Consider the following 2,781-nt stretch of genomic DNA (forward strand, 5'->3'; position numbering starts at 1 on the left):
ATGTTCAGGGCTTTACCTTTGTCGCCTGTTCCGAAGGTTGAGCGATAGTCGACGGACCCGAAGATGCGGCTGTTTTTGTTTACGGCATAAGAACCGCCGACCCCGATCTCGCCCCAAAGCGTGTCGGGATCGATACCGATGGTGACCCCGTCGATATCGACATCCTGTTCACCTGAGAAGTCGTGTATGACATTCGCAACCACGAAGTAGTTGATTTTTTCACTTGTCTGTTCGTAGGTTAAACCGACCCGACCAAGCGTCGAAAAGTCTTCCCCAAACGCAACCTCCTGACCAGTGTCATCTGTGAAGTCTCCGGTCCGGATCTGCCCGCGCTGGATCTGGAGTTGCGGTACCAGCGTTGCACCGTTGCCGAGGTCTATCATGTGACCGACCTCGAGGCTGGCTGCCACCGTTGACGTTTTGATACCTGAAGCGAGGTCGGCATTGTCATCAGAGCTGAAGTCGGACTTGATAAGGCCCAATTCGAGCTGCGTATCGACGTAAAGCCCGTCATCTCGTAACCATGCGAAAGTCGCGCCGAGGCCAAACCCTTCACTTGAGATGGATCCCCCACCATTTTCTCCACGCACCGTGCTGGAGGCCTCAGCCTGGTACGCATTGGCACCAAAGACAAAAGTGCCGGTGGCATAATCCCGAACAAAGTCGGCACCGAATTGCGCTTTCGAGATGTTTGTACTCAAGAGGCTGCTGAAGTCGTTGGAGGCAAATTCCAGGTCTCCGTTTTCGGCATGAAAGCGAACCCATGTGCCACCGTCCCAGGTATCTGACAAATCCGAACGGAACGCCAGGAGTGGCTCGTTCTCGTCATTGCCTTCGCGGAGCTGATACCGATCAAGGAAACCTGTAAGCTCCGTCAGACCACCCAAAAGGGCCGTGGGCGCGACCTGATAGACCGTGCCATTTGGCGTGAGGGTCGATAGCGCTGTCAGAAGAAAATCACCATTGGTGTCCTGATCCAAAACATAGGTGAAGATGGGCCCCTCGATCTGGCCACCGTCAAGGAGGAAAGCATCCGCACTTGCGTCGCCATCCACCGTGATCAGCGTCACATCATTGCCGGACCGTGGTGCACCACCACTTAGTTCGTTGACACTGATGAGCGTTTGGCCGGTGACGTCACCGGCAACGCTCAATGTGTCAGCCGTGTCGGTAGCCAGGTTCACATCGAGAACAACGGTACCGCCACCCGCAAAATCACCTGTCAGGGTCAACGCATCATCAGCCGCATCATCCGACAACGACAGAGTGGAACCAGACGTGACCCGCAGCAGATTTGTCTCCAGCGTATCCGTTCCAAGCATGGTGATCTGGCTAATGTATGGCCCATAGCTTTGGAGCGAGATGGATTCCCAGTTCTGCAGGTTCGAGACTGTAACGGTTTCCTGAGTGCCAAAGAAGATCAGCTCATCCGCCCCGTCCCGACCGTTCAGAACGGCGGTTTCGTCAAACGACGCCAGATCACCGATGGCCAATATGTCATCACCAGCGCCCAGTAAGATATCCCCGGTGAAGGACGTATTCGGGGCCAGGGAAACTACCGTATTTGACGTGCTGGTTTCGATTTGCTCAATCGCAGCAGAACCCGAACCCGCGGACACCTCTGCTCCATCGCGAACAAACACGTTCGTGAAGCTACCTGCTGTTCCACCATTGATCTTGATACCACCGTCCACGCCATAAACGCTGCCGCTGATGTCTATTTCTGTCCCAGAACCGCCAAGGTTCTTTGAATAGACACCATAACGGCCACCTGCGACGGCGCCATAGGTAACTATCTGCGTTATGCCGCCATTCGCATCGTTGTAAGTGTAGATACCATCCGTGGCCGTGCCAACAACACTGTCAGCAATAACAAACACATTACCGCCATTGTAGTTCCTGACCAGAATTGCCGTGTAGTCAGCGTTAACATAGGCGGTACCGTCATTGTTCGTGGCGTTGACCATCACGTCCGCACTACCAAAGTTGTTTGCGAGGATCCCAGCACTATCGCCCCCCGTGACCGAACCCGTCGCCGTGATCGAAATCGACGTACTGTTGGCATCGTTGCGCGCCAAAATAGCGGGCGAGCTTCTGTCACCGCCAGAGTTGACATTGTTGACGCTGATGGAAATGGCGCCGCCATTGCTATTGACCGCCAACAAACCGGTTCGTTCGCCATAGATGGTCAGATCTCCTGCCGCGTTTGCTGCCTGCACAACCAGATCACCAGTGCCTCTGTTGCGCAGCAATATGCCATCCGCCGCACTACTTCCCACATTACCCGTAGCCGTAAATGTTAAAGAGGACGCACCCACGAAGTTGTCAGCAACGACTGCCCTGTAGTATCCGAACGTTTCCCCAACGGTGATATTCAAGGCCCCGCCATTGTAGTTTTTGGCATCGACAGCGTGATAGTAGGCGTCGATGGCCCGGCCGTTGGAGTTTGTCGCATTGATCACCAGATCACCACTGCCGTGGTTGATCGCCTCGATACCATTGTGCTCTCCGTAAGCGGTGACAGGCGGGCTTTCATAACTAAAGATCAACCCATGGGTCGTAACTGTCAGGTCTCTGCCATTTGAGTCGTTAAAAGCATAAACTGCACTGTTGGACACGCTTGCGACATTGTCAGCCGTGATGATGACATCACCGCCGTTGAAGTTTCTGGCATTGATGCCATGGGTCTCGCCCGATACCGACACATCGTTATCCGCGTTGCTTGCAAAAACCGTCAGGTCGCCAGTGCCCTCATTCGTCGCTTCAATCGCTTCCCGGCCA

The 2,781-nt window shown here is 54.4% G+C and carries 1 protein-coding gene; it reads right to left on the bottom strand.

Annotated features, from left to right (window positions below; translation table 11 throughout):
- A partial coding sequence (locus ACR0MP_RS21980; RefSeq protein ID WP_480888108.1) for an autotransporter outer membrane beta-barrel domain-containing protein occupies positions 1 to 2,781 on the bottom strand: 2,781 nt, incomplete at both ends.

It is taken from the genome of Ruegeria sp. K3 (assembly GCF_056531845.1).